Genomic DNA, 23594 nt, shown 5'->3' with positions numbered 1-23594 from the left:
CCCACCCCTGACCTGATCCCACCGCGCGGCCGGTCCGCGCGGCGGCACCCCCTGCCCGGACCCGGCGCCACGCGCCCCCGCCCGCGCAGCCCCACCACGCGGCACCCCGCCGCGCGCCTCGCCCTGCCCTGAGACGGAGCAGCCATGCCCACCCCCACCCCCGAGACGGCCGAGGCCGTCGGCACCGACCGCTGGTACCTGTCCGCCGCTCCCGTCGTCAGCGCTCTGGTGCACCTGTGCGTGCCGATGGCCGCCGCGATGATCGTCGGCGCGGTCTACAACGTGATCAACGCGGGCTTCATCGGCTCGCTGCACGACGACACCCTGCTCGCCGCCGTCACCCTCGGCTCACCGGTGCTGGCGCTGGTGATGGCGGTCGGCAACGTCTTCGGCGTCGGCGGCGGCGCCCTGGTGTCCCGGCTGCTCGGGGCGTCCGAGCACGACGGCACGCGCACCGACGAGATCCGCCGGGTCGCCGCCTTCGCGCTCTGGGGCACCGTGATCGTCGGGGTGGTGCTCGGCGGAGCCGGTCTGCTGCTGATCGACCCGGTGGTGCACCTGCTCGGCGCCGACGCCGCGGCGCAGCACGCGACCACCACCTTCGTCGCCGTGCTGCTCGCGTTCGTCCCGGTGCTCGCCGCCGCCGTCTGCCTGGAGCAGCTGGTCCGGGCCGAGGGTGCCGCCCGGCAGGTGATGACCGGCCTGATCGCCTCGACGATCGCCAACGTCGTGCTGGACGCGGTGTTCATCCTCGGCCTGCGCTGGGGCGTCGCCGGTGCCGCGCTGGCGGTCGGACTCGCGAACCTGGTGACCGTCGGCTACTTCGCGACCTGGCTGGCCCGGAACAGCGCGCAGATGAGCCTCGCCCCGCGCTGGTTCACCCTGTCGCCCACGGTGCTCAGGCCGGTGCTCGGCGTCGGCGTCGGGACCCTGCTCCAGTCCGCGTTCCTCATCGTCACCGCGCTCGTGCTGAACAACCTCGCCGCCGGGTACGGGGACGGGCCGCTCGCCGCGATGGGCGTCGCCGTCCGGATCGCCCAGGTGCCGGAGTTCCTGGTCATGGGGATCACCCTCGGCGTGCTGCCGCTGCTCGCGTACTCCTTCGGCAAGGGCGACCGCGCACGCCTCACCGCCGCGCTGCGCACCTCGGCGGTGGCCGTCGGCGGGGTGGCCGTGCTGTTCTCGGCGCTGGTCTACCTGTTCCGCGACACCCTGCTCGCCGCGTTCCTCACCGATCCCGCGGTGCTCGCCCTGGGCGCCACGGTGCTCGCCGCGCAGCTCACCGCCATGATCGCCAACGGGTTCACCGGCCTGATCACCTCCCTGTTCCAGGCCACCGGCCAGGCGCTCGCCGCGACGATCATGTCCGTCACCCAGGGCGTGCTCTTCGTGCCGGTCGTGCTGCTCGGCAACCTCTGGTTCGGCCTGCCCGGGATCATCTGGGCGCTCACCGTCACCGAGGTCGCCGTGCTCGGCGCCGGGGCGGTGCTGCTGGTCACCACGCGGCGGTCGATCGATCGGGGGCTGGCCGCGGGCAGCCCGGAGCGCGCCGAGGAGGCGCTGGCGGCGGCGGCCGGCTGAGCGGCCGGCTCAGGCGTCGGCGGGAGCCCTCAGCTCCCCTCGGCCCGCCCCAGCCGCCAGTACCCCATGAACGCCACCGCCGTGCGGTCCACCCCGCACGCCCCCACGAGGTGCCGGCGCAGCGTCTTGATCGCCCCGGCCTCCCCCGCGAGCCACGCGTAGAGCGCTGCCGACTGCCGCAGCGGCTGGCCGGTGGCGTGGTCGACCGGGACCTCCCAGAGGATGCCGGTGTCGATGTCGACGTCGTCCAGGTCGAGGCCGTCCGGCACGGGCGCCTCGCCGGGCATGAGGCGGGCGCAGGCGGCCTCGACGGCGGGCACGAGCAGGCTGCCGTGGGCGGCGCCGTCGCGGGGCAGCCAGCGGACGACGACCCCGGCGGGCGGGTCGATCGGCAGGGCCTCGTCGCCGGTGGCGGGGACCTCGAGCAGCACCTCGCCGCGGGCGTCGCGGGGCAGGCGCTCCAGGATCGCGGCGATGGCGGGGACGGCGGTCTCGTCGCCGGCGAGCAGCAGGCGGTCGGCGTGCGCGGGCGGGATGAAGTCGATGCCGCCGGCCGGGCCGTCGTGCTCGCCGTTGGGGCCGAGGATGGCGAGCGGGTCGCCGACCTGGGCGTGCCCGGCCCAGCGGGAGGCGGGTCCGGCGTCGCCGTGCAGCACGACGTCGACATCCACCTCGGACAGGTGCCGGCGGACGGCGCGCACGGTGTAGGTGCGGATCGGGTGCCGCTGGTCGTCGGGAAGCTCGCGCCAGGCGGTGTACCAGTCGTAGCCGCGCGGGATGCGGTCGAAGCCGATCCCGTCGAGCGGCAGGAAGAACTTGATCCGCTGGTCCCAGCCGTTGTCGGCGAAGGCGTGCAGGTCGTCGCCGGTGAAGGTGAACCGGCGGAAGCTGGGGGTCAGGTCCTCGATCCGCGCGACGCGGACGTCGAAGAGCCGGAACGGCGTGCTCACGGCCTCGGCGGCGATCGTCATGCGGCCACGGTACAGCGCAGGCAAGCCTTACCTCTCCCGTGTGACTCGATCCACAGCCCGGGGACGTCCGAAGATCAGAGCGCCGAGGTTCCGAACAGCAGACCGAGCAGGTAGGTCGCGGCGGCGGCGCCGAGGCCGATCGCGAGCTGGCGCAGCGCGCGCTTCGCGGGCGAGGAGCCGGACAGCACGCCGACGGTGGCGCCGGTGCCGAGCAGGGCGATCCCGACCAGGGTGGAGGCCACCGCCACCGCCTGCCACCCCTCCAGACCGAGCAGGTAGGGCAGCACCGGGATCGCGGCGCCGGAGGCGAAGAAGCAGAACGACGCGGCGGCGGCCCCGACCGCCGACCCCACGGTCTCGTGCTCGTCGGCGACGTCCTCGTCGGCCGCCACCTCGGCACCCTCGGGGACCAGCGCCCCCGCCGACGCCTCCGCCCCGCCGGCCGCGACCAGCGCCGCCAGCACCGACGACGCGCGCCCCTCGGCGGCCTCCGGCGTCATGCCGCGCGCCCGGTAGACCAGCGCGAGCTCGTTGGCGTCGAGGTCGAGGTGCGGCAGCGCGCGGCGGGCGTGCCGGCTGGGCCGGGAGGCGTCCAGCAGCTCACGCTGCGAGCGCACCGACACGTACTCCCCCGCCCCCATCGACAGCGCACCGGCGAGCAGCCCGGCCAGGCCGGTGAGCAGCACGGTCGAGGTGGCGACCCCGGAGGCGCCGATGCCGAGCACCAGCGCGAGGTTGCTGACCAGCCCGTCGTTGGCGCCGAACACCGCGGCGCGGAAGGTGCCGGAGATCCGGTTGCGCCCGCGGATCGCCAGGCTGCGCACCACCTCCTCGTGGATCCGCTCGTCGGCGGCCATGGTGGGGGTGGCGTCGGCGTCGTCCTCGTAGACCGACCGGGCCTCGGCGCGCTGGGCCAGCGCCAGCACGAACACCCCGCCGAACCGGCGGGCCAGCCGCCCGAGGATCCGCGACCGGATGTCACCGCGCAGCGGGCGGCCGACGTGGTCACCGAGCAGCGCGAGCCAGTGCGCCTCGTGCCGCCCCTCGGCCTCCGCGAGCGCGAGCAGGATCGCGCGCTCCTCGCCGGTGCGCCGGGACGCGAGATCGCGGTAGGCGGCGGCCTCGGCGCGCTCGTCGGCGAGGTAGCGACGCCAGCGGCGGATCTGTCGCGGCGTGGGCGCGACGGTGTCGGTCATGGCGGCGTTCCTCCAGGTGCTCGTGCCGTCCAGCATCGCGCACGACACCCCGGACGACTCGACGACGCGCAGCGCTGGTCGCCGCCGCACCGACGCCGTACCGTCGGCCCATGGAGGCGCGCGCGCAGGTCGGGGGTGCAGTGCGATGACGGCCGAGCCGGCGCGGTCGCTGGTGCGCGTGAGCATCGTCGAGGACGAGACGCTGATGCTCGCCATGCTGGAGCAGACCCTCCAGCGCGTCCCGGGCATCCGGGTGGTGCACGCCGTCGAGGGCGCCGAGGCGGCACAGCTGGCGATCACCCCGGGCAGCACGGACGTGGTGCTGCTCGACATCAACCTCCAGGACGGCAACGGCATCGCGCTCGGGCTCCAGCTGCAGCGGCAGGACCGGGACCTGCGGGTCATCCTGCTGTCCTCGCTGGACATGATGGGCGTGTTCGCGACGGTGCAGGAGGAGGTCGACCACCCCTGGAGCTACCTGTCCAAGCGGTCCGCCTTCGCCCGGGACGTGCTGGTGCAGGCGGTGATCGCCACCGCGCAGGGACGGGTGGTGCTGGACCCGGAGCTGGTCGAGAAGTCCCAGCCCCGGGTGGGCACCGAGGTCGCCGAGCTCACCCCGGCCCAGCTCCAGGTGCTGCGTCTGGTGGCGGACGGCCTGTCGAACCAGGCGGTCGCCGAGCGGCTGAAGATCTCGCCGCGCTCGGTGGAGAGCCACCTGCTCGCGATCTACCGCCGGTTCGGCATCGAGGGCGGCGGGGCGAACCGGCGCGTGGCCGCGGTGCTGCGCTTCCTGCGGGAGACCGGTCGGACATGGGCGCCCGCCGCCGAGGAGTGACACCCTCCGGCTCCACGCCGGAACGGGACGCCTTCGTCGGCGCGGCGGTGGTGGGCTGGACCAATGCGCTGATCTGGGCCGTGCTGGTGGCGGCGGTGCGGGTGTCGTGGCACTCCCTGGACGTCGCAGACCCGCACGGCGCGCGGGACGAGGTGGTGATCGGCCTGGTCACGTTCGCCGGGGGCGCGCTGCTGGTCACGCTCTGCCTGCTGGTCGGGCTCGCGCGCCGGCTCCGGGCGGTGCAGCTGCTGGTCACGGTGCTGCTCTCGGTCGCCCTCGGCATGCTGCGGAGCCTGGTGGACGAGGCGGTGGCACCGATCACCGCCGACCCGGCGGAGCAGACGGCGATCCGGCTGATCTCGGTGCTGGGCTATCTGGTGGTCGCAAGCCCCGCGGTGCTGGTCAGCCACCTGATCGCCCGGCGTCGCGCCGCGCAGCAGGCCCGCCGGGCGGAGGAGGAGCGCGGTCGGGCCGCGCTCGCGGAGGCCGAGGCCGAGCAGGCCACCCTGCGCCGCGACGTCGCCGAGCACCTGCACGGCACGGTGCAGAACCGGCTGGTGATCGTGGGCGCCGGGCTGGACCGGCTCGCCGAGGACGCGGACGCCGAGGGCCGCCCCGAGCAGGCGGACTCGCTGCGGGCGTGGGCGTCGATGGTCGACCAGATGCGTGAGCGGGACGTCCGCGCGATCAGCCAGGAGGTGTTCCCGGCGGGCCTGGCGATCGGTCTGACCCAGGCGCTCGCGCTGCTGCTGGATCGGCTGCCGACCACGGTGGCGACCTCCTTCGCCCTCGGCGAGGGTGCGCGGGAGGCCGATCAGCGGCTGTCCCTGGCCGACCGGCTCGCGGTGGCGTCCACGGTGCAGGAGGGCCTGACCAACGCGCTGCTGCACGGGCACGCCACCGCGGTCGCCCTGCGGCTGGAGGTCACCGACGACCCGGGGCGGCCGCTGCTCACGGCGGTGCTCGACGACGACGGCACCGGCCTGCCCGAGCAGGGCCCGACCCTGTCCGGCCTGCTGCGCCACCGGGGACGGCTGGAGCCGCGCGGCGGGTCGGTGAGCCTGGAGCAGCGCCCGGAGGGCGGCACCCGGCTGATCGTGCGGATCCCGACGAGCTGATCTGCGCACCCGCGCCGACGCGCGTGCGTGCTAGCACGTAGGGCCGCTGTCGAGCGGTCGGCGATGGCGCTGCACTGGGGGCTCCCCTGCGCGCCGACCGGTGCGCCTGACCCTGGCAGGAGCCTCCCCCATGACCATCCACGACGACGACACCCGCCGCCGCCGGAAGAAGCTGCTCGCGATCGGTGCCGGTGGCCTCGTGCTCGGTGTCGGCGCGGCGGTGACGATGGCCGCCTGGACCGACACCGAGCGCAGCACCGGCGACTTCGCCGCCGGGAGCTTCGACCTCGTCGGGTCCGCCGACGGCACCACCTTCACCAGCAACCCGGACTCGCCGGGCCTGGAGATCTCCTTCGACGCGGAGTCCGGTCTGCTGTCCCCCGGCACGACCACCTACGCGCCCTACGCGGTGCAGCTCGGCGCCGGTTCCGGCTACGCCGCCGACGTGGTGCTGACCGGCTCCACCGGCACGGGCACCGCCCCTGCCGGCCTGACCTACACGATCGTGCAGACCGACACCTTCGGCTGCGACGCCGGGACCACCGGCACGGCGCTGGTGACCGACCAGCCCGCCACCGGCACCCCCGGCACGTCGCTGTTCAGCCTGGATGCCGCCGAGGAGCCCGCGTTCCTGTGCTTCCAGGTGACCGCCGACGACACCCTCACCCAGGGCTCGACCGGCAGCATCGAGTGGACCCTGACCGGTACCTCCACCGATCCGCTGGCCTGATCTCCGTGCGCCGGCTCTCCGTGGCGGCCGCCGCCCTGCTCCTCGCAGCGGCGGTGGCGGCTCCGGCCGTGACGTCGGCCGCGTGGCAGGACGAGGAGCACGCCGGCGCGGACTTCGCCGCCGGCACGTTCCAGAGCCAGTCGCAGACGGCCGGCTCCCCCGAGTGGGCCACGCATCCCCCCGGCGCCTCCGCGGTGCTGGTGGCCGGGGGCCTGACCGGGATGGCGCCCGGCGGGACCGCCGCGGCCCCGACAGCCGGTACCTCCCGCTACACCTGGCTCAACCTGCGCACCGCCCCGGGATCGCACTGGTCCGGGCACCTGCACCTGTCCGGATCCAGCGCGGCCGGCGCTCTCGCGCCCGCGCTCGAGTACCGGGTCATGCCTCGCACCGCCTCGACCGCCGACTGCACCGCCGCGGACATGATGGGTGCCATGGACTGGTGGCAGCCGGCCGACAGCCCGCTGTCGGGCGACCTCGGCATGACCCTGCCCGCCGACGCGGCCGGGGCGGTCGGGCTGTGCTTCGAGGTCCGGATGGCCGCCGGTGCTCCCGCCGACCTCCAGGGCGCGACCGCCGAGCTCACCTGGACCTTCTCCATGGTCCAGGCCGACTGACCCCCGATCCGAGAGGACCCGCCCCATGGCCGCCGTGCGTCGCACGCTGACCGACCTGCTGCTCACCGTCGCCGCGGTGCTGGGCGTGCTGTGCGCGACGCTCGCGCTGGCCGGCTGGCTGTGCGGGTTCGGGGTGATCCTGTTCCGCACCGGCTCGATGTCCCCGACCATCCCCGCCGGATCGGCCGCGCTGGTCCGCGAGATCCCGGCCGCCGACGTCCAGGTCGGGGACGTGGTCACCGTCGACCGCCCCGGCACCCTGCCCGTCACGCACCGGGTGGTGCAGGTGAGCTCGGTCCCCGGCGACGCGGACGCCCGGGACCTCGTGCTGCGCGGCGACGCCAACTCCGCCGACGACCCGCTGCCCTACCGGGTGGGCTCGGTGCGACGCGTCCTGGGTTCGGTCGCCGGGATCGCCCCCGTGCTGGCGCGCTGGCAGCAGCCGGCGGTGCTCGGTCCGGTGGCGGTGCTCCTCGCCGCGGGGGTGGTCGTCGCCTTCTGGCCGCGCCGCTCGCCGAAGCCCGGCCCCGGGGATCCCGCACCCGCCGGTCCCGCTCCCACGCCGACGCAGCCCACGTCCGCGGAGCACAGGGCGGCCGAGCAGCCGGTCGCCGACGAGGGCCCCCGGTGACCCGCCGACGTCGTCCGGTCGCCGCTGCTCTGCTGACGCTGCTCGCGGCCGGGAGCACGCTGGCGGTGCTGGCCTCCACCTCGACCGACGCCGGTTTCGTCTCCGCCGAGTCCGCCACCCTCGCCGCGAGCGCCGGCATCGTGCCGGACCCCGCCGTGCTCTGCACACCGCACAGCCGCTCGCCGCACGTGATCTCCCTGTCGCCCGGCGTCAACGGGCTCACCACCTCGGGCTACCGGGTGACCACGGCGCTGACCACCGAGATGCCCGCGGACTGGTCCTGGCAGACCGGCGAGAACGAGGGCGTGCCGCTGGTCCCGCTCGGCGACTCGACCTGGCCGGCCGCCCGGACCACGCTGAAGTTCGGCGTCGACCTGCCGATGCTGGCGGGCGGCACCGTCTCCGGCACCGCCACCGTGCACGCGGTCGGGCCGGGTGGCTGGGAATCGGCACCGGTGAGCTACCGCTGGACGGTCTCGGCCCACTGGGGCATACCCACGACGACCTGCGACCGCGCCTGATCGAGGGCTGAGCACCCGGTCGACCGCTGCGGCGCGTCGGCCAGGCCGCAGGCACGCACCCACCGCTCACCCGTCGGTGAAGGTCCAGCTGCGCAGCGCCGACCGCTTGCTGACGCCGAGCTTCTTCAGCACCGCGGCCATGTGGTTCTCGACGGTGCGGGTCGAGATCACCAGACGCACCGCGATCTCCTTGTTCGTCAGCCCGCGCCGGGCGAGCATCGCGACCTCGCGCTCCCGTGAGGTGAGGTGCTTCACCTGATCGTCGTGATGCGTGGCGACGACCGGCACGACCTCCACGGGGGCCGCCGGCACGACGGGTCGTTCCGCGCCGTGGCGGAGCACCTCGCGGGCGCGGGCGACCAGCCCGGGGGCGATCGCCCGGCTCACCCGGGGCAGCGCGACCGCGACCGCGGTCGTGTCCAGGGCGAGCACCGCGCGGGCCAGCTGCAGGTAGGGCTCGAAGACCGGCATCCGCCCGCGTTCCAGCGCCGCGCCGATCGCCTCGACGATCTCCGTGCTCGGCGGCATGTCCCGGGCCAGCCAGAGCATCACCGCGCAGGTGTCCCGGCTCTCCACGGTCGCCCGGGCGGCGGCCTGGTCGAGCCGACGTGCCGCCGCGAGGTCGTGGCCCGCCTCCCGGTCCCGCGCAGCGAGGGCGATGGGCTCCATCGCGCACAGCACGCCGCCGGCGTTCGGGGCGTCGTCGAGCTCCCGGGCGAGCGGCTCGACCAGGTTCTCCTCGGGATCGGTCGCCTGGACCGCCGCCCCGAGGCTGAGTCCGCGCCGGTAGAAGCTCGTGCCGGCAGGGCCGGGGCTGCCGAGGCTCAACGAGGTGTTCAGCACCCGCCACGCCTCGCGCTCGCGTCCGGCGAAGGCCAGCACCTCGGTCAGCGCCGCGGCGTGCACCCGGACGCCGGTGAGGTCCCGTGCCTGGTAGGCCTGCTCCAGCAGGTTCCGGGCCCAGCTCTCGGCCTCGTCGATGCGGTCGAGCAGCAGCAGGCAGAGCGTGCGCAGCGCCTCGGCGTCGTGCTCCGCGTCCGCGGTCGCCCCCTCGCCCACCAGGTCGATCAGGGGGAGCGCCAGGTCCGGACGCCCCGCGTCGAGCAGCGCACCGGCCGTCGCCACGACGGACCAGGCGTCCACCCAGGCGATCCCGGTGCACTCCGGCGCAGGCCAGGACCCGGTCTTCGACATCACCCCGTCCAGCACCTCGCGTCGCCGCTCGGTGAGCTCCGCGAGCACCCGGATCACCCGAGGGTCGTCCGCGAACGGCAGCACGGCGATCTCGGCGGCCGGTACCCCCGCCCAGGCCGCCCAGCGCGCACGTTGCAGGCAGAAGCGGAGCAGGTCGCTCTCCGGCTCGTCACCGGTGATCTCGGTACCGGTGAGCACCGCGTGCAGCAGGGGACGTGCCGGACGACGCATGAGCAGGTCGAGGTACGCGTTCGCGACGCGGACCGTGGGGGTCAGCTGCCACTCCCGGTGCAGCACGGCCTCCGCGGCCGCGGCGTCGGCGAGCGCCAGGTCCGCGACCTCCGTGGACCACCGGTGGTAGTCCTGCTCGGCGCGACGGTCGCCCGCCTGGAGCAGCGAGCCGACGTCCCGCTCCACCAGGTAGGGCAGCGGCATCGCGGAGCCGACCCGGCCGGTGACGAACCGGGCCATGTCGTGGGCGTCGGCAGGGCCGACCCGATCGCGCAGCGCGGCGCCGAGCGCCGGCGGGCTCACCGTGACCGTGGCCTCCGTCCCCGAACCCGACGGGTGCTCCACCACCCGGCCGACGTCCTGCAACCGGGTGAGGAGGGACCGCTCGACCAGCGCCGCGGCGACCTGGTCACGCACCGGGCCCACCCAGGACAGCAGCTCGAGCGCCCGCACCTCCTCGTCCGTCGCCGCGCCGAGGAGCGCGTTGATCACCGCGTCGCCGGGGACGTCGTCGAACTGCCCGATCTTGCGCCAGATCCCGCGCTCACGATCGATCACCCGGATGTGCCGGGCGCCGGTGGTCAGCGCGAGCGCGACCCGTGGGTTGCCACCCGAGCGGGCCAGCACCGCCGCGGCCAGCGGCAGGTCGACCGGGCCGCCCAGCTCCTCCGCGACCAGGTGGTAGATCCCGTCGAACCCGAGGCTGACCAGCCGCTCCACGGCCGGCGCTCGCTCGGGGACCAGCAGGGCGAGCGGGGCGGGCACGTCGTGCAACCGGGCCGACCGGGTGGTCGCCACCAGGGAGGCACCGGTCGCCCGGAGCACCCGGGCCACCACCGCGGCGGAGGCCGGGTCGAGCTGGTCCAGGTCGTCCACCAGCAGGGTGCCCTTGTGCCCGCCGACCTCGTCCATCAGCCAGGCGGTCGCGTCCGTGACGGTGGGGGCGACGCCGGACTGGGCGAAGGAGGGCTGGGCGAGGAAGGCGGCGAGCGGGCTGTCGCCTGCAGCGCGGAGCAGCACCGCCGATGCGCGCGAGATGGAACGGTAGAGCAGCTCGGCGAGCAGGAGGCTGCGGCCGGACCCGACGTCGCCGGTGACGATGACGTCACGGTTCAGCGTCAGCCAGCGGCGCACCGCGCCGAGAGCGTCTCTGTTGCTCTCGAACAGCACTGCGTCACCGGTGCGGGACGACATGCGGGACTCCTTCGGACAGGGCGGTCACCAGGACCGCAGGAAGGCCGGCGGCGGATGACCGCGCCCACGCCGATCAGCACGAGGGCGAGCAGCGCCACCCCGCCGACCCCGGCACCGGTGACCGCGAGGACGCCCGAGCCGTTGCCGCCACCCGCGGTGCCCGCGCCGGACGCGAGGGCGGGTGCGTGGTACCAGGCGCTGGCCGCCGCACTGACCGGCTGGCCGCCGGCACTGCTGCCGGTGACGGAGGCCGTGGCCTGCGTCTGCCCGACCTGCGCGGCCGAGGTCGTGATGACCCGCACCGACTCACCCGGCGCCAGCGTGCCGGTGAACCCGGCCGGCAGGACCAGGCCCGCCCGGGCGACGAGGTCGTCCGTCACGGTCAGCCCGGTCAGGGTGACCGCGCCGGTGTTGGTGAGCACCGCGGTCCAGCCGAGCTGCTGCCCGACCGTGACCTCCGCGCCCGGGGCCACCGGCTGCGCCGTGCCGTCGAGCAGCAGGTCCAGCCCGAGGCCGACCACGCCGGCCAGCGGGACGCGGGCCTGCGCGGCCGCGGTCACGCCCGTCCCGGACGGGGTGCTGGCGTTCGCCGTGACCTGCGAGAGGGTCTCGCCCGCGTCGACCTCGTCCTGGGTCAGGACGGTGTCGGCCGTGGCGACGACCGACTGACCCGGCGCGAGCTGGACCCCCGCGGCCCGGGTGCCGACCGTGCCCAGCGTCCATCCCTGCTCGGTGATGCCCGCCGCAGTCAGGGTGGTCGCCCCGACGTTCGTCAGCGTCGCCGTCCAGCGGACGGTCCCGCCGGCCACGGCGTCACCCACCAGGGCACCGCTCTGGATGACCGTCAGCGCGGACGCCGACGGCAGGTCGACCGCGACCTCGGTGGACGCCTCGGCCTCGGGCCCGGTGGGGTCGGTGCCGACGGCGCCCGCCGTGATCAGCAGCGTCACGGCGTCGATCTGCGCCTGCGTGATCACGCCGCGGACGTCGAGGGTGATCTGCTGACCGACGGCCAGCGCACCGTTCGTGCCGTCCCACCCGGTGATCACGAGCCCGCCGGGCAGGTCGTGGTCCAGGTCGACCGCGGTCAGGTCGGTCTCACCGGTGTTGGTGAGCGTGAACCGGACGTCGAGCTCGTCGTCGGCCTTCGGCTCGGTGCTCAGCGCGGTGACCTGGCCGGTGAGGGTCCGGGCCGGCACGAAGAACCGGTAGCCGACGTCCACGCCGGTGCGGCGCTCGCCCTTGGCCAGCGTGACGGACACCTCGTCCGTGGTCGGCACGGTCGGCTCGGCGAGCCCGGCGCGGTCCACCCGCACGGTGCAGTCACCGGTCACCAGCCCGTCGAAGCGGTAGCCGCCGTCCGTGCCCGTGACGGTGCTGCCGAGCGCGGTGCCCGTCCCGTCGAGCAGGGTCACGGTGACCCCGGCGATGCCCAGGTCGCCCGCGTCCAGCACGCCGTCGCCGGCGCGGTCCTGGCGGACCTGACCGATCACCGCGGCATTGGTGGCGGCTGCGGCGGTGTAGGCCACCGCGTCGGAGTCCGTCGCGGTCACCTGCTTCCCGCTCGGACCGGCGGTCCCGGCGACCGTGGCGGTCACCAGGTGCCCACCGATCACGGCGGCACCGGAGGTGGTGAGCCGCACGTTCGCGCCGGGGGCCAGCGTCCCGTCGAAGCCGGCGGGCAGGGCGAGCCCCGACCCGTCGTCGGTGTAGGTCACGTCGTGCAGCGTGGTCAGGCCGGTGTTGGTGACGACGGCGGACCAGGCCAGCCGGTCGTCCTCCGTCACGTCGAGACCGGGTGCCGCGAGGTGGCTGCCGTTCACGGTCAGGTCGACCGTGGTCCCGGCGGTCATGCCCAGGTCGACGGCGGCCGTGGCCGCGGCGGTGACCGTGCTGCCGTCGGCGGCGTCCGCCGTGACCGTGATCGCGCCGGTGTCCAGGTGTTCCTGGGTCAGCACGGAGGTGCCGGTCACGGTGACCGACGCGCCCGGGGCCAGCGTGCTCACGCCGACGGGCCAGGTCACGTCGGCGCCGTCGATGCCGACGCCGTCGAGGGTGAGCGACCCGGTGTTGGTGATCACCGCGGTCCACTGCACGGTCTCGCCGACGGCGACGGTCCCAGCGGTGCCGGTGAGCGCGACGTCCAGCGAGCCGACGGCGACCAGCGGGACGTCCTGGTCGACCGCGTCGGACACGATCGGCAGGCCGCCCAGGTCGCCGGTGGCACGCGCGGAGGTCGACAGCACACCGGCGTCCACCTCGGCCTGGTCGATCGGGTAGGTCACCGTGTACGTGGCGCTCTCGCCGACGGCGAGCACGCCCGGCGTGCCGGGCCAGGACCAGGTGCCGGTCACCCGGGCCGGGTCGAGGTCGAGGGCCACGTCGAAGTCGGACAGCGGGACTTTGCCCCCGTTCGCGACCGTGTAGACCAGCGTGACGTCGTCGCCGGCGACCACCGGGCTCGGGGCGGTGGCGTCACCGCTCAGGTCGAGCCGGGCCTGCACCGCGACGTACCCGAAGTCGAGCCCGTCGACGTTCTCGTCGGAGCGCAGGGTGAGGTCGGCGGTGCTGTTCGCGGGTCCGCCGGTCTGCATCATCGAGGTGGGCAGGGTGGACCGGTCGACCTGCACGCGCTGGTCACCGGCGGTCAGCCCCGCGAGGCGGTAGCCGCCGTCCGCATCGGTGACGGCCGTGACGACCGCGCCGTCCGCGTCGGTCGCGGTGACCGTGACACCGGCGATGCCGGCCTCGCCCGAGGACTGCGCCCCGTCACCGTCGGCGTCGTCCCAGACGGTGCCGGTGATGATCGACTCGGCGACGCGCACCGTGTACTCGCCGCTGCTCAGGGTCACCGAGCTGCCGACCCAGCCGGAGCCGCTGTTGACGAACGCGTCACCGGTGCTGTGGCCGGACACGCCGAGCACCATGCGCAGCGCGCCGGTGGAACCGGCCGGCAGACCGTCCAGCTCGACCCGGACCGCGGTGGCACCGGACAGATCGGCGTCTTCGGTGACCGGGGTCCAGGTCGCGCCCTCGCCGCGGGTCCCGATCGAGCCGGGGGCGGTGGTGGTGAACTCCAGCGTCCGGCCCTGGGCGTCGCCCAGCGCGGTCACCGACCGCAGGGTGAGGATGCCGTCGGTGGTGGTGCCCCGGCTGTCGCCGTCATAGGGCAGCACGTCCATGACGTAGCCGGACCCGGCCTGCGGGTCCTTGCCGAAGTTGTACCAGTTGGTGTCGAACTGGATCGTGTCGTCGCTCGTCTCGATCACCGGCCGCAGGACGGTGCCGTCCATGGTGAGCGTGTCGACCTGGAGGATGGTGTTCTTGACGCTCGCCGTGTCCGTCCAGCTGCCCCGGGACCCGGTGGCGTAGGTGTTCTCGGCGGTGGCGGTGACCTTGCTCGGGCTCGGCGCCTGGAGCGACGTCTCGGCGGTGAGGAAGATGCCCTGCGGTCTCCACCTCGCGCCGAGCACCGCGTCCCCGCCCGGGTGGGCGAACGCGATGATCGGGCCGTGGCCGTCGTCCGCGGTGGCCGGCAGGCCGTCGGCACCCCAGTCGGCGGGGGTGTACGAGGCGACCGACCAGCCCAGGTCGATGGCGGCCTGGTAGTCCACCGCGATGATGTTCGACGGCAGCGTGACGACCGTCAGGCCGGGCTGCACGACGAGCGGCGCGGCATCGGGCGCGGTGCCCACGGCCAGGGCGACGTCCTGGAAGATCCGGTACTCGATCCGGTTGCCGCTGACCAGCGAGGTCGTCGGCGTGCTGCTGATCGTCAGGTCGCCGGAGACCGCGCGGACGGAGGCGCGCAGAGCGGCGGCGCCGGTGTTGCCGCGATCGGAGACCCACTGCGGGGAGACCGTGAGTGTCGTGGCGCTGACCTGGTCCCAGACGACCACGCGGGGGACGACGAGTCGCAGGGTGTTGTCCAGGTCGGTCCGCCGGCCCTCACCCCAGGTGCCGGTCAGCGCCATCCGCACGCCCTGCACGGCAGCCGTGCCCCCGGCCTCGGCGATCGAGTCGTACCACGGCCCGATCGTGGTCGTGCCCGGGCTGAACTGCACCGTGTAGGCGTCCGCGGGCAGCGCCGTGGTGTTGCTGCCGCTCCCGACGCCCACCCAGATCGAGCCGGGGTCGTCGAGGACCTGCGCCAGGCTCGCGTCCCAGAACTGGTAGCCGACCAGCCCGGTGGCGGGCACGACGTCCTGGGTGTTCGTGTCGTAGGGCGGGACGAACTCGGTCTTCGCAGCCAGGTAGGCACCGGTACCGATCGCCCCCGTCGAGGGCAGGTTCGTCCACCCGGAGGTGACGGTGTTGGTCAGCGGGAAGGTCGGCGCGGCACCGGACGACCACCGGTAGTAGGTCTGCGCCGACGTCACGGTCGCGGCGGCCTCGTCCGGGGTGGTCACCGCCGGCGGGTAGTAGAGCTGCGAGCTGCTCGTGGACGAGCCCGCCGGCTGCGTCACCGTGCCGTCGGAGGTCGCCAGGGCGGGCTGGTCGGTGGTGACGGTGGTCCGGATCGCCGTGCCCTGGGACTGGGGGACGTCGTCCTTCGGGTACCAGCGGCACAGGCTGGCCGGGACGGCGCTGATACCCGTCGGCGGCTGGGCGAACATCGTCAGCGTGACGGTCTGCCCGCTCACCGAGGAGATCCGCAGCCAGCTGCTCGCGTCGGCTCCGCACAGGGCGACGTCGCCCGCCACCGGCCCGCCGTAGGTCATGGTGAAGGTGTGCGGCAGATCGAGCGCCGCGTCGACGTCCTGCCCGGGCACGCTGCTGCGGTGCGTGTAGCGCAGCGAGGTCGTGACCAGGCTGGCGCTCTCGGAGCGGCCACCGAAGTCGTGGGTGGTCGGTGCCGTGAGCAGGGAGCCCTCGGCGGACAGGCTGATCTGCGGGGTGCTGACGATCGTCAGCGCACCCGCGGTCGCGCTCTGGCTGCCGACGGCGTCGGTGCCGACGAGCTCCGGGGTGTACGTGGCGCCCGCCGCCAGCGTGGTGCCCTCGCTCTGGGAGCCCGCCTGCGCCCGGAGGCCGGTGATCGCGACGCGCGAGTCCGACGGGAGCGAGATGGTCGCGGTGACGGTCCGGCCGTCGCCGCTGAGCGTGTACGAGGACTTGTAGACCGAGGAGTCCGAGGTCAGCTTGTTCAGCGAGGTCGGATCCCAGGTCCAGCCCTCGGGCAGGACCTGGGTGAACACCGCGTCCGTCAGGCCCTCGCCGGTCAGCGACCAGGACATCGACACGAGGTTGTTCGTCGCGACCAGGCCGTTCGTGGCCGAGTCGTCGATGCTGAGGGCGGCGTCGACGGAGCCGTCGTCGTCCACCGTGACGGCGAGGTCGGTGATGGTGCCGGCGGCCGCGGAGGCCTTCGACGGGGTGAGCGTGGTGAGCGCGCCGGCGGCCAGCAGGCTCGCGGGGCCTGATCTCCATCGGCGCAGCACGGAGCCGGGGCTCCGGCGCGCGTGGTGGGGGGTCGTCTGGGTCACGCGAGGCTCTCCGGCGGTGTCGGGGATCACGGGGAGCGACCCGGGGATCTCCCTGGGCCGAACTGAAAGAGGGTGGGCTGTGGACGGCCCACCTACTCGCCCTTGACCCGACGATCCGGACACCCCAGGTGCTCCAGGCCCGCCTCGAACGGTCCGAGTGAGTGGTGCGCGCTCGGATCTGAGTAGGACTACTCAGGACGTAGGGGTCGGACGGTCTAGGTAGTGCGAGTCGGACCACTACGCCATCTGGTCGGGGGGCGCGCCGACGACCACCCGTGGAACCACGCACGCATGACCGTGCTGGCGCGCGTCGTCGCGCCGAGATCCCGGTGGCCGGCCGCCGGACCGACCCCGGGCATGCCGCGGCCCGGGCCGGCGAGGTGCCGACCCGGGCCGCGGGAGGAGAGCGGGGAGGAACCGGGCGGTCAGCCCTCGGCGAGCGCCGCGCGCAGTCCGTCGACCAGCGGGGTGGTCGGGTGGCCGATCAGGCCGGACAGCACGCCGTTGACCTCGCCGAGCAGCCCGTCGCGGGTGTTCTCGTCCAGGGCGACCACGAAGCCGGCGGTGCCCTCGTCCAGACCGGCGGCGAGCAGGCCGGCGGTGCGGTCGGCGGAGGAGACGGCCACGTACTCGACCGGGCGGCCGAGCACCTCGGAGGCGGCGGCGGCGAGGTCGGTGAAGGCCCAGGCGACGTCGCCGGTCAGCTCGTAGGTGGCGTTCTCGTGGCCCTCGGTGCGCAGCACCACGGCGGCGGCCTCGGCGAAGTCGGTGCGCGAGGCGCTGGCGACGCGGCCCTCGCCGACGGCGGCGACGATCTGCCCGGACTCGCGGGCCTGCTGCACGTCGCCGACGTAGTTCTCGGTGTACCAGCCGTTGCGCAGGATGGTGAAGGTGAGGCCGGAGGCGCGCAGGATCTCCTCGGTGGCCTTGTGCTCGGGGGCGAGCACCAGCGCGGTCGTGTCGGCGTGCGGGGCGGAGGTGTAGACCAGGCGGCCCACGCCGGCGGTCACGGCGGCCTCGATCGCGGCGCGGTGCTGGTCGACGCGCCGGCCGACCTCGCTGCCGGAGACCAGCAGCACGGCGTCGGCACCGGTGAAGGCGGCGGTCAGCGTCTCGGGGCGGGCGAAGTCGGCGACGGCGGTGCGCACGCCCTGCTCGGCCAGGTCGGCCAGGCGCTCGGTGCGGCGGCCGGTCGCGGTGATCTGGTCGGCGGGCACGCCCTGGGCGAGCAGGTGCTGGACGACGAGGCGGCCGAGGTGGCCGGTGGCGCCGGTGACGACGACGGACATGGGTGATCCTCCTGAGGACGAGCCGGGAGCCCGACGCTCCCGCCTCCCCTGCCAACCGGCGTGATCGTGGATACGTTCCTTCCGTCGGGTACCCACTTTCACGTAAGGTACCCACGTGACGGTAAGCATCGAGGTCAACGACCTGAAGACTCGCGAGATCGGCAACCCGGTGCTCGCCGGGCTGTTCACCGGCGGCGTGCTGTCCGCCTCCTGCCCCAGCCGCGTGGTGCTCGACCACGTCACCAGCAAGTGGGGCGTGCTGGTGCTCGTCGCGCTGTCCGACCGCACGATGCGCTGGGGCGAGCTGCGCCGGGTCGTCGAGGGGATCAGCGAGAAGATGCTCGCCTCCACGCTGCGCACGTTGGAGCAGGACGGCCTGGTGCTGCGCGAGGCCACCGGGTCGATCCCGCCCCGGGTCGACTACTCGCTCACCCCGCTCGGCCGCGAGCTGTCCGCGCACCTGCTGCCGCTGATGGAGTGGGTGGTCGGCCACGCCGACGCGATCGTCGAGGGTCGCTGAGCCCGTCCCCCCCTCCACACGACCTGCGCAGGACGGGCGCAGGTCCGCGGCCCCGCGCTCAGGTGGCGGTCCTACACTGGCCGCGCCCGTCGGGCCGCCGCGCCGCGCGTGACCGGCCCACCGACCGCCAGATCCCCACCCGAAGGACGTGCTCGTGCGCCGTACGGCCGCCACCCTGCTCGCCGTCTCGCTCCTCGTGCTCGCCGGCTGCTCCGGCGGGTCGAGCGACGACCCCACCTCCTCCCCGTCCGCGAGCACCGCGTCCGGCGAGACCACCCCGTCGGCCGAGGACGTCGCCGCCCTGGAGGCCGTGACGATCACCGGCGACCTCGGCGCGGTCCCGACCTTCGACTTCGAGCAGCCCTTCACGGTGTCCGCCCCGGTCGCGCGGGTCGCCGACCCCGGCACCGGTGACACGATCGCCGCCGACCAGCTGGTGACGATGCACGTCGCCGCGGTCAGCGGCGAGGACGGCTCCAGCGTCGGCACCACCTACGGCTCGACCCCGCAGGCCTACGTGGTGGACGACTCCACGCTGCCGCAGGTCATGCTCGACACGCTGATCGGCGCGCAGGTCGGGGTCCGGATCCTCTACGCGACGCCCGGCAGCACCACCGACGACCCGTCGCAGATCTGGTCGCTCGAGGTCACCTCCGCGCAGGACGTCCCGGCGCGCGCCGAGGGCACCGCGGTCACCCCGGCCGAGGGCCTGCCGACCGTCACGCTGGCCGACGACGGCACCCCGTCGATCACCCCGCTCAGCACCGACGCGCCGACCACGCTGGTCGTGCAGCCGCTGATCCAGGGCGCCGGTGCCACCGTCTCCGCCGACCAGACCGTCGTGGTCAACTACACCGGCTGGCTCTGGGACGGCACCCAGTTCGACTCCTCCTGGGAGTCCGGTGCGCCGATGACCACCCCGCTCGCCAACCTGATCACCGGCTGGCAGCAGGGCCTCGCGGGCCAGACCGTCGGCAGCCAGGTGCTGCTGATCGTCCCGCCGGACCTCGGCTACGGCGCGAACGACAACGGGTCGATCCCGGCGAACTCCACGCTGATCTTCGTCGTGGACATCCTCGCAGCGGCCTGACCTCAGGCAGCACCCTCGACAGGGACCTCGGTCGCGCACCAGCGACCGAGGTCCCTGTCGCATCCGGCCCCCACGTGACTAGCCTGACGGGACCCAGGCGAACACCAGGAGACCCGGATGGACGCGGCAACGACGCCGACGATCCGCAGCGTGGCCCTCGTCGGTCACGGCGGTTCCGGCAAGACGACACTGGCAGAGGCCCTGCTGCTCCGCGCCGGGGCGATCCCCCGCGCCGGCAGGGTCGAGGACGGCTCGACCGTCTGCGACCACGAGCCGGAGGAGGTCGCCCGCGGCACCACCGTCGCGCTCGGGATCGCCGACCTGGACTGGACCTGTCGCGGCGGCACGGCCCACCGGCTCACCCTGCTCGACACCCCGGGCGCGCCCGACTTCGCCGGCGGGGTGGACGCGGCCCTCGGCGTCGCGGACCTCGCGGTGGTCGTGGTGAGCGCGGTGGACGGAGTGCAGTCCGGCACCGAGGCTGTGTGGCGGCGCTGCGACGAGGCGGGGATCGGCCGCGTCGTGCTGATCACCCAGGAGGACCGCGCCCGCGCCGACTTCCACCGGGTGCTCGCCGAAGTGCGGGACCTGGCCGAGCGCTGCGGCACGCCCCCGGAGTCCGTGGTGCCGCTGGAGCTGCCGCTCGGCGAGGAGCAGGCGCTGCACGGGGTGGCCGACGTGCTGGCCGACGAGGCCCTCGACTACGACGGCGACGGCCGCGGCCACCCCTGCCCGGTGCCCGCCGAGGTCGCCGCCGAGGAGCACCGGCTGCACGACGAGGTCACCGAGGAGATCGTCGCCCACGACGACGACCAGCTGGAGCGGTACCTGTCCGGCGACGAGCCCGCACCGGCCGAGCTGGTGCGCACGCTGGCCCGCGAGGTCCGCGACGGCGAGGCCGTGCCGGTGCTGGTGGTGTCGGCGGCGACCGGCGTGGGGATCGACCGGCTGGCCGACCTGCTGTGCGAGATCGCCCCGGCACGGGCCGCGTCGCTGCAGGTGCCGGGCGCGTCCGAGAGCACCGATCTGCCCCCGGACCCCGCCGGCGAGCCGGTGCTGCACGTCTTCCGCACCGTCGCCGATCCGTTCGTCGGGCAGGTGTCGGTGTTCAAGGTGCTGTCCGGCACCGTGCGCTCCGGGGACCGCCTGGTGCTGACCGCCACCGGCGGCGAGGAGCGGCTGCACGGGCTGTTCCGGCTGCGCGGGCGCGAGCACCTGCCGGTGGATGCGGTGCCCGCCGGGGGGATCGCCGCGGTCGCCAAGATGCAGGGCGCGACCACGGGCAGCCTGCTCGCGCGCGCCACCAGCCCCGCCGCCCCGGCGCCCCTGCCCGCGCGGCCCGGTGTCTACGCGCTCGCGCTGACGCCGGTGTCGCAGGCCGACGACGACAAGCTGTCCTCCGCGCTGACCCGGCTGGCCGGCGAGGACCCCACGCTGACCGTCGAGCGCGGCGCGCACCAGACCGTGCTGCGCGGGCTGGGCGACGCGCACCTCGCGGTCGCGGTCGACCGGCTGGCCCGGGTGTTCGGCGTGCACGTGCGCACCGAGCCGGTGCGGATCGCCTACCGCGAGACGATCGCCGGGCACGCCGAGGCCGAGGGGCGGCTGAAGAAGCAGTCCGGCGGGCACGGGCAGTTCGCGGTGGTCCGCCTGCGGGTCGACGCGCTGCCGCCCGGGTCCGGGTTCACGTTCGTGGACTCCGTGGTCGGCGGGTCGGTCCCCCGGCAGTACCTGCCCGCGGTCGAGCGGGGGATCGTGGAGGCGATGGCCGCCGGCGGTCCGCTCGGGCACCCCGTGGTCGACCTGCGCGTCGAGGTGGTGGACGGCCGGTCGCACGCGGTCGACTCCTCGGACATGGCCTTCCGCACGGCGGCGGCGCTCGGGCTGCGCGAGGCGCTGACCAGCGCGGGGACCGTGCTGCTGGAGCCGGTGGTGCAGGTGACGGTGCTGGTCCCGCCGGACACGCAGGGCGACGTTCTCGGCGACCTCTCGGCCCGGCGCGGTCACATCACCGCCAGCGGGACCACCGACGACGGACGGGTGCGGATCGATGCGGAGGTGCCCGAGTCCGAGCTCGCCCGCTACGCCCTCGACCTGCGCTCGCTCACCGCCGGCCGCGGTGTGCTCGAGATGGCTCCCGGCCGCTACGAGCCCCGCCCCGCGCACCTCGTCACGGGCTGAGGTCGGGCTGCTGGCGCCGAGTTGTCAGCTTCTGTCGCTTCGCGGACGCGGGAAGCGACAACTGATGACAACTCGGCGCACGGGGGATCAGCGGACGGGCGCGTCCTCGGGGACGGGGTCGCCGGCGGCGACGCGGTCGGCGTAGATCGCGATCTTGCCCTCGATCGCGGCCAGGTGCTCCTGCACCTCGGCGAGCTCGGCGAGCACCTTGGCGCGGTGCTCCTGGAGCATGGTGAGTCGCGCCCGCTCGGTGCCGCCGCCCTGGCGCACGAGGGCGGCGTACTCGCGGATCTCCCGGATCGGCATGCCGGTCGCCCGGAGCCGGCCCAGCAGGATCAGCCAGCCGAGGTCGGCCTCGGTGTACCGACGGTGCCCGGACGACGCCCGCTCCACCGCGTCCAGCAGCAGGCCGTCCCGCTCGTAGTAGCGCAGGGTGTGCGGGGTGAGCCCGGTCGCCTCGGCGGCCTCCGCGATGCTCCAGGTCGGCCGGACCTCGGTGGTGGTCATGCTCCCAGGATGCGCCTGCGGGAGGTCGACGGCCAGGCTCACCGGTCGACCGTGCTCATGTCCGGGTAGCGGTCGCCGACCACCGAGGCCGTCGGGACGGCTGCCGCGAGCGCCGCGAGGTCCGCCGCGTCCAGGGTGACCGCCGTCGCGCCGACGTTCTGCTCCAGGTAGCGCACGCGTCGGGTGCCCGGGATCGGCACCACGTCCTCGCCCTGCGCGAGCACCCAGGCCAGCGCGAGCTGGGCGGCGGTGACGCCGTTGGCCTCCGCGAGCGCCTGGACCTGCGCGACCAGCGCCCGGTTGGCGTCGAAGGCGCCGTCGGCGAAGCGGGGGTTGGCGAGCCGGAAGTCGTCGGCGGCCAGGTCGGCGCGGGACGTGATCGCGCCGGTGAGCATGCCGCGGCCGAGCGGCGAGTAGGGCACCAGGCCGATGCCGAGCTCGCGCAGCGTCGGCAGCACCTCCGCCTCGACGTCGCGGGTCCACAGCGAGTACTCGGTCTGCACGGCGGTCAGCGGGTGCACGGCGTGCGCGCGGCGGATGGTGGCGGGGGCGGCCTCGGAGAGCCCGACGTGCCGGATCTTGCCGGCCTGCACCGCCTCGGCCAGCGCGCCCATGGTGTCCTCGACCGGTACCTGCGGGTCCATCCGGTGCATGTAGTACAGGTCGATGTGGTCGACGCCGAGACGCTCCAGGCTGCCGTCGATCGAGCGGCGGACGTACTCGGGGCGACCGTCGATCCCCCGGCTGCCGTCGCCGTTGCGGACGATGCCGAACTTGGTCGCGAGCACCACCTCGTCACGCCGTCCGGCGATCGCCCGGCCGACCAGCCGCTCGTTGGTGTGCGGGCCGTACATGTCCGCGGTGTCCAGCAGCGTGACGCCGAGGTCGAGCGCGCGGTGGATGGTGGCGATCGACTCCTGCTCCTCCGCCGATCCGGGTGCGGACGCGGCGCCGTAGAAGTCCGACATGCCCATGCAGCCGAGGCCGAGGGCGGAGACGGTCAGCGCGGTGCCGTGCGCGGCGCTGCCGAGGGTGCGGGTGGGGACGTGGTCGGTGCTCATGCCGAGGAGGTTGCTCCTTCGAGCGCGCTCGAAGTCAAGCGATCGACGATCAGTGCGACCGGGATCCTCGATCGGCCTGCGCGGACGCCCCGGCGGACGTAGCGTCGAGGTCGGGCCCCCGGCCGACCGGCCAGGGACGCAGACCACCGAGGAGGACCGCGTGAAGCTCCGCCACCTGCCGCTGCGCCTGGGCGCCGGCGCCTACATCCTGAGCTCCGGCGTCGACAAGCTCAGCGCCGACCCCGACGCCGCCACCGGGTACCACTCGATGGCCGCCGGCGCGTACCCGTTCCTCGCCGACGTCGACCCGAAGACGTTCACGAAGGCGCTCGCCGGCACCGAGATCGCCCTGGGCGCCGCGCTGCTGGTGCCGGTGCTGCCGCGCGTCGTCGTGGCGACCGGGTTCACCGCGTTCTCCGCCGCCCTGGTCGGCATGTACCTGCGCACGCCCGCGCTCCAGCGCGGCGAGAACGACCCGCGCCCCAGCCCGCAGGGCATCGGCGTCGCCAAGGACGTGATCATGCTCGGCGCCGCGGCCTCGTACCTGCTGGACGCGCTCGGTTCCTCGGCGAAGAAGGTGTCGAAGAAGGCCGCGAAGAAGGCGAAGAAGCAGGCCGCCGCACTCACGCACCACTGAGCGG

18 protein-coding genes are annotated in these 23594 nt (G+C 74.6%); 11 read left to right on the top strand and 7 right to left on the bottom strand.

What is annotated here, in order from left to right; genetic code table 11:
* Positions 1-144 precede the first annotated feature (144 nt).
* On the top strand, positions 145-1581 hold the full coding sequence (locus ACZ5HG_RS01120) for an MATE family efflux transporter (RefSeq protein WP_464179822.1): 1437 nt from the start codon (positions 145-147) through the stop codon (positions 1579-1581).
* A 29-nt stretch (positions 1582-1610) separates the two neighbouring features.
* Here ACZ5HG_RS01120 and ACZ5HG_RS01115 read toward each other — a convergent pair whose 3' ends face one another.
* Together ACZ5HG_RS01115 and ACZ5HG_RS01110 are read right to left on the bottom strand one after the other, a co-directional pair.
* The gene (locus tag ACZ5HG_RS01115; RefSeq protein ID WP_464179820.1) at positions 1611-2552 is read right to left on the bottom strand and encodes a siderophore-interacting protein; all 942 of its coding nucleotides are present in this window, start codon (positions 2550-2552) and stop codon (positions 1611-1613) included.
* A gap of 74 nt (positions 2553-2626) precedes the next feature.
* Positions 2627-3748: a VIT1/CCC1 transporter family protein gene (locus ACZ5HG_RS01110; RefSeq protein WP_464179817.1), complete on the bottom strand. Its 1122-nt coding sequence runs from the start codon at positions 3746-3748 to the stop codon at positions 2627-2629.
* A gap of 145 nt (positions 3749-3893) precedes the next feature.
* Between ACZ5HG_RS01110 and ACZ5HG_RS01105 the strand changes: the two genes are divergently transcribed.
* From ACZ5HG_RS01105 to ACZ5HG_RS01080, 6 genes are all read left to right on the top strand, one after another.
* On the top strand, positions 3894-4583 hold the full coding sequence (locus ACZ5HG_RS01105; RefSeq protein ID WP_464179815.1) for a response regulator transcription factor: 690 nt from the start codon (positions 3894-3896) through the stop codon (positions 4581-4583).
* The gene (locus ACZ5HG_RS01100; RefSeq protein WP_464179813.1) at positions 4559-5701 is read left to right on the top strand and encodes a sensor histidine kinase; all 1143 of its coding nucleotides are present in this window, start codon (positions 4559-4561) and stop codon (positions 5699-5701) included. The genes ACZ5HG_RS01105 and ACZ5HG_RS01100 overlap by 25 nt, the downstream gene beginning before the upstream one ends.
* A gap of 130 nt (positions 5702-5831) precedes the next feature.
* Positions 5832-6431, top strand: a complete 600-nt coding sequence (locus tag ACZ5HG_RS01095) for a SipW-dependent-type signal peptide-containing protein (protein WP_464179811.1) — start codon at positions 5832-5834, stop codon at positions 6429-6431.
* Positions 6432-6436: 5 nt separating this feature from the next.
* Entirely contained in the window at positions 6437-7048 is a 612-nt protein-coding gene (locus ACZ5HG_RS01090) for a hypothetical protein (protein ID WP_464179809.1), read from the top strand.
* A 25-nt stretch (positions 7049-7073) separates the two neighbouring features.
* Positions 7074-7679, top strand: coding sequence for a signal peptidase I (locus ACZ5HG_RS01085; protein WP_464179807.1), 606 nt, complete (start codon positions 7074-7076; stop codon positions 7677-7679).
* Positions 7676-8200 carry a hypothetical protein gene (locus tag ACZ5HG_RS01080; RefSeq protein WP_464179805.1) on the top strand — a complete coding sequence of 175 codons (525 nt, stop codon included), beginning with the start codon at positions 7676-7678 and terminating at the stop codon, positions 8198-8200. The genes ACZ5HG_RS01085 and ACZ5HG_RS01080 overlap by 4 nt, the downstream gene beginning before the upstream one ends.
* A gap of 66 nt (positions 8201-8266) precedes the next feature.
* On the opposite strand, the gene ACZ5HG_RS01075 is transcribed toward ACZ5HG_RS01080, so the two are convergent.
* From ACZ5HG_RS01075 to ACZ5HG_RS01065, 3 genes are all read right to left on the bottom strand, one after another.
* Positions 8267-10819: a helix-turn-helix transcriptional regulator gene (locus ACZ5HG_RS01075; protein ID WP_464179803.1), complete on the bottom strand. Its 2553-nt coding sequence runs from the start codon at positions 10817-10819 to the stop codon at positions 8267-8269.
* A complete protein-coding gene (locus ACZ5HG_RS01070) occupies positions 10744-16305 on the bottom strand; it encodes a DUF7507 domain-containing protein (protein ID WP_464179801.1) in 5562 nt (1853 codons plus the stop codon). The genes ACZ5HG_RS01075 and ACZ5HG_RS01070 overlap by 76 nt, the downstream gene beginning before the upstream one ends.
* Before the next feature lie 425 nt (positions 16306-16730).
* Positions 16731-17594 (bottom strand): SDR family oxidoreductase, encoded by an 864-nt coding sequence (locus ACZ5HG_RS01065; protein WP_464179799.1) that lies wholly within the window; start codon positions 17592-17594, stop codon positions 16731-16733.
* Between the two features lie 157 nt (positions 17595-17751).
* On the opposite strand from ACZ5HG_RS01065, the gene ACZ5HG_RS01060 reads away from it, so the two are divergent.
* The 3 genes from ACZ5HG_RS01060 to ACZ5HG_RS01050 all read left to right on the top strand — a co-directional run bounded on the left by ACZ5HG_RS01060 (position 17752) and on the right by ACZ5HG_RS01050 (position 21385).
* Entirely contained in the window at positions 17752-18114 is a 363-nt protein-coding gene (locus ACZ5HG_RS01060; protein WP_464182067.1) for a winged helix-turn-helix transcriptional regulator, read from the top strand.
* 154 nt (positions 18115-18268) lie between these two features.
* A complete protein-coding gene (locus ACZ5HG_RS01055; RefSeq protein WP_464179797.1) occupies positions 18269-19204 on the top strand; it encodes an FKBP-type peptidyl-prolyl cis-trans isomerase in 936 nt (311 codons plus the stop codon).
* Between the two features lie 117 nt (positions 19205-19321).
* Positions 19322-21385, top strand: a complete 2064-nt coding sequence (locus ACZ5HG_RS01050; RefSeq protein ID WP_464179794.1) for an elongation factor G — start codon at positions 19322-19324, stop codon at positions 21383-21385.
* Positions 21386-21472: 87 nt separating this feature from the next.
* Here the strand turns inward: ACZ5HG_RS01050 and ACZ5HG_RS01045 are convergent, their stop codons facing one another.
* Complete coding sequence (locus ACZ5HG_RS01045) at positions 21473-21892, bottom strand: MerR family transcriptional regulator (RefSeq protein WP_464179792.1); 420 nt, start codon at positions 21890-21892, stop codon at positions 21473-21475.
* Positions 21893-21930: 38 nt separating this feature from the next.
* A complete protein-coding gene (locus tag ACZ5HG_RS01040) occupies positions 21931-22953 on the bottom strand; it encodes an aldo/keto reductase (protein WP_464179790.1) in 1023 nt (340 codons plus the stop codon).
* Positions 22954-23113: 160 nt separating this feature from the next.
* Between ACZ5HG_RS01040 and ACZ5HG_RS01035 the strand changes: the two genes are divergently transcribed.
* The gene (locus ACZ5HG_RS01035; RefSeq protein WP_464179787.1) at positions 23114-23590 is read left to right on the top strand and encodes a hypothetical protein; all 477 of its coding nucleotides are present in this window, start codon (positions 23114-23116) and stop codon (positions 23588-23590) included.
* The last annotated feature ends 4 nt before the right edge of the window (positions 23591-23594 follow it).

The sequence above is a fragment of the Cellulomonas sp. GTC20042 genome (assembly GCF_055389595.1).
Note: the sequence above shows the minus strand (reverse complement) of the source record. Positions and strands in the feature narration are given on the sequence as shown.